This is a genomic window from uncultured Gemella sp., from assembly GCF_963537375.1.
Classification (GTDB): domain Bacteria; phylum Bacillota; class Bacilli; order Staphylococcales; family Gemellaceae; genus Gemella.
In genome coordinates, this window is the sequence record NZ_CAUTDQ010000073.1 from 1 (window position 1) to 3,809 (window position 3,809).

Annotated in this window: 4 protein-coding genes; all 4 read left to right on the forward strand. The window is 28.4% G+C overall.

Going from position 1 to position 3,809, the window contains the following annotated elements; all coding sequences use genetic code 11:
- Positions 1-344 precede the first annotated feature (344 nt).
- On the forward strand, positions 345-947 hold the full coding sequence (locus RYK99_RS08765; protein ID WP_314991848.1) for a phosphatase PAP2 family protein: 603 nt from the start codon (positions 345-347) through the stop codon (positions 945-947).
- An 11-nt stretch (positions 948-958) separates the two neighbouring features.
- A complete protein-coding gene (locus tag RYK99_RS08770; protein WP_314991849.1) occupies positions 959-2,053 on the forward strand; it encodes a glycosyltransferase in 1,095 nt (364 codons plus the stop codon).
- Between the two features lie 156 nt (positions 2,054-2,209).
- Complete coding sequence (locus RYK99_RS08775) at positions 2,210-2,899, forward strand: pentapeptide repeat-containing protein (RefSeq protein WP_314991850.1); 690 nt, start codon at positions 2,210-2,212, stop codon at positions 2,897-2,899.
- A gap of 24 nt (positions 2,900-2,923) precedes the next feature.
- On the forward strand, positions 2,924-3,721 hold the full coding sequence (gene truA / locus RYK99_RS08780) for a tRNA pseudouridine(38-40) synthase TruA (protein ID WP_314991851.1): 798 nt from the start codon (positions 2,924-2,926) through the stop codon (positions 3,719-3,721).
- The last annotated feature ends 88 nt before the right edge of the window (positions 3,722-3,809 follow it).

Sequence of the window (3,809 nt, forward strand, 5' to 3'; positions counted from 1 at the left end):
TCAGGTATTTATTTTTAACTTTTTTTGTCTCACATCATTTACAAATATACATATTTAAGGGGAATTAGGGTGGATTTTTAAAAATTAAATGTAGTCAAATTTGATGAAGTTATAGAAAAAGAGTAATAAATTATAGCATAATATTAATGTTGGAATAGTTAACAGAAACATATTAATTTTAAAATTTTGAGGAGAACGTTATTGGTGGATTATGGTCACGTGGAAATTCGAAATGAATTTTATAGAGTTTAAGAGAAAGAGAGAATTTTATTTTACTATCTATATGTATTAAATTATGGTATTATTATAGGAATTATAAAGTAAATAATTTCATAGGAGATCAAATGACAAAAAGACAACAGATGAACTTAGTTATATTATTTATTGGAATATTTATTTTAATGGCTAATGGGTATGACAGTTTCTTAAAACCTTTAGATAATACAATTATCAATTTCATTCAAGGATTAGAGAATCCAATACTTACTAGTATATATTTAAATACGACCAATATAGCAGATATGAAGCAAAGTGCAATAATAACAGCTATAATAGTTATAATTTTATTCGCAAGTAAGTTTAAAAGAGAGACTTTGTTTTTAACTCTTACAATGGTTACATGTGGAATAGTGATGGCTTTTATTAAAACAATATTTAATCGTCCACGACCGAATATACATCGCTTAGTGGAGTTGAATAGTTTAAGTTTTCCTAGTGGACATTCAACTTCAGCCACAATACTGTATTTGTCACTAGCATTAATATTTATAAAATTGACGAAGAAAAATACATATATTCCGATTGTTGTAGCTATAGCTGGAATTTTATTTATGGTAAGCTCTAGAATTTATTTAGGAGTTCACTATCCAACTGATACGATAGCGGGGATGTCTTTAGGAAGTGCAATAGTGCTTATTTACAATCTAATTTATTATAGTAGGAAGTAAGGTGAAGTAGTATGAAGAGGATCTTATTGATAACAGGTTCATTCGGGAATGGACATCTACAAGTTTCAAAAAATATTAGAGAAATATTTGAAAAATATTATAGTGATAGAGTGACAGTGATAGAGTCTGATTTGTTTTTACAAGCACATCCGAATTTAACACCGGTTCTAAAAAAGTTGTATCTATATAGCTTTTCATATTTTAGAGATGTTTATGGGTATTTATATTATGCTGGTAGGAATCAAAGTGATATTTCTATCTACAGATATTTTAGTTATGATTATTTAAAAAGATTAGTAAAAGAGATTGAACCAGATATTATTGTATCTACATTTCCTACGCCAGCATTATCATTATTAAAAAATAAAAAGATACCAATAGTAAATATAATAACAGATTATCATTTTCATAAAAGTTGGTTAACAAAAGGAGCGGTTCGATACTACGTTGCGACTGACGATACTGAAAAAGAGTTGCTAAAATTAGGTGTAGAAAAGAACAAGATTAAAAAATTTGGTATACCGATTGCAGAGAAATTTGATGATAATTTTGATACTGATAGTTGGTTAAAAGATAATGGCCTAAGTGCTACAAAAAATACAGTTTTATTATCTGCAGGAGCTTTCGGGGTATCTACTGATTTTACAATACTTATCGAGCAATTTAAAAAGAAGAGTAACGATGTTCAAGTAGTAGTAATTTGTGGTAAGAACATGAAGTTGAAAAAAGAGTTAGAGTATAAATATAGTGGAGATAAAGGTGTTAAGATCTTTGGATATACAGAGAATATGTATGAGTGGATGAAATCTTCTAGTGTACTCATAACAAAGGCTGGAGGAGTAACTATATCTGAAGCTTTAGCGAGTAATATTCCATTAATTCTTTTTAATCCAGTACCGGGTCAGGAGATGGAAAATGCTAGATATTTTAAGAAACATAATATGGCCAAAATTGCTGAAAATCAAGAAGAAGTATTAAAACATATAGAGCAATTATTATCGAAAGATGATATTGAAATGATGAAAATTAATATGATGAAAAATTATTTACCAAAAGCTAGTTACAATATATGTGAAGATATAATGAGTTATTTAGACTCAATTTAAAACCTTATTTCAGATAATTATAGAATATTTAGATGCCGATTTGAGAGTTAGTTAAAATCTAATTTTTGAATCGGTATTTTTTAAAAATATTTTATTCAGATAAAATTTATAGAAAGTCACTGTATATGCTATAATATCATATAGAGGTGTTAATATATGAAAAAAATTTCGTATGAGGACTTTAGTGAACGATTAAAACACGGGGAAAAGAATTTTAATGACTTGATTTTTGAAGATATGAATTTAAGAGGGTTTAACTTATCGAGATTAGATTTTTCTTCTTCAAATTTTATCAGTGTAGATTTTAGTAATGTAGATTTTACAGATAGCAATCTAGAAAATTGTCTTTTAGATGATTGTAATATGGAAAATGCTATTTTTATTAATTCGAATCTAGAAAAAGCATCGATGAGAAAGGTAAATTTACAAAATTCTAATATTAAGGGTGCCAAGTTATATGCAGCTGTTTTAGAAGGTGCAAATTTAAAAAATATTACTTTTGATAATAAAACGGAGTATTTTAAATTGTACTGTCCTGAACAAGGAGCGTTTATTGCTTATAAAAAAGGACTTAATAATAGAATTATAAAGCTTTTGATACCAAGTGATTCAAAAAGAGTATCTTCAACTAGAAACTGTTGCAGATCTGATAAAGCTAAGGTATTAGAAATAAAAAATTTTGAAGGTACTATTTTTTATGACGAAGCATGGTCAACTGTTGCTGAGGACTTTTGTTATAAACTTGGAGAGTGGGTTTATGCAGGAAATTTCAATGAAGATCGATGGTATGATTCAACTGGAGGTATTCATTTTTGGATGACAGAAGAAGAGGCAAAAAAATATTAAAAATAAAAGATGTAGGAGATAAAAGTGAGAATAGCTTTACTTTGTAGATATGATGGTAGCAATTACCATGGATTTCAAATACAACCAAATAATAATACAATTCAAGAAGAAATTGAGAAGAGTTTAAAGAAAATTAATAAAAAAGATGTGCGACTTTATATGAGTGGAAGAACGGACAGTGGTGTTCATGCCTATGGGCAGGTATTACATTTTGATACTGATTTAAATATTCCAGATGTTGCCTGGGTTAAGGCTTTAAATGCTACTATTCCAAAAGATATTAGAATAGTGGGGGCAACGACAGTTTCAGAGAATTTCCATGTTAGATATAATAGTACACAAAAAACATATTATTATAAATTATACATCGGAAGAGAAGTTGATCCATTTTTATTAAATTATGTAGGTAAACATAGTTTTGATTTTAATTTTGAAAAGGCTCAAGAAGCACTGAAGTATTTTATAGGAGAACATAACTTTTCATCATTTTGTTCAAAAAACTCTAGTGTTGAGGATAAGGTTAGGACAATATATAGTTTAACTATGGAAAAAGATCCGATTAACCCTAACATTGTAAATTTTGAAATTACAGGGAATGGTTTCTTATATAACATGGTTAGGATAATTATTGGAACTATACAAAATGTAGCTGCTGGTAAGTATGAAGCGGACTATATAAAAGAAATATTAGATAAAAGAGAACGTCAATTTGCTGGCCCTAAGGCAGATGCTGCAGGATTATACCTAAAAGAGGTAGTATATGATGACGATAAAGTAAATGAGTTTATTAAAAATAGTTTACAAAGTTACTGTAATAAATAACAGACGGGAGTGACTTGAAAATCGTGATTTCGTAGAAATGATATGTACCCCTTTTACTGGACAATCCAGTGAAAGGGGTATTTTTATG

Bases quoted from the DNA above. Each gene is read 5' to 3' on its own strand.
- RYK99_RS08775 (WP_314991850.1), top strand. From the start codon at position 2,210: ATGAAAAAAATTTCGTATGAGGACTTTAGTGAACGATTAAAACACGGG.
- RYK99_RS08765 (WP_314991848.1), top strand. From the start codon at position 345: ATGACAAAAAGACAACAGATGAACTTAGTTATATTATTTATTGGAATA.
- RYK99_RS08770 (WP_314991849.1), top strand. From the start codon at position 959: ATGAAGAGGATCTTATTGATAACAGGTTCATTCGGGAATGGACATCTA.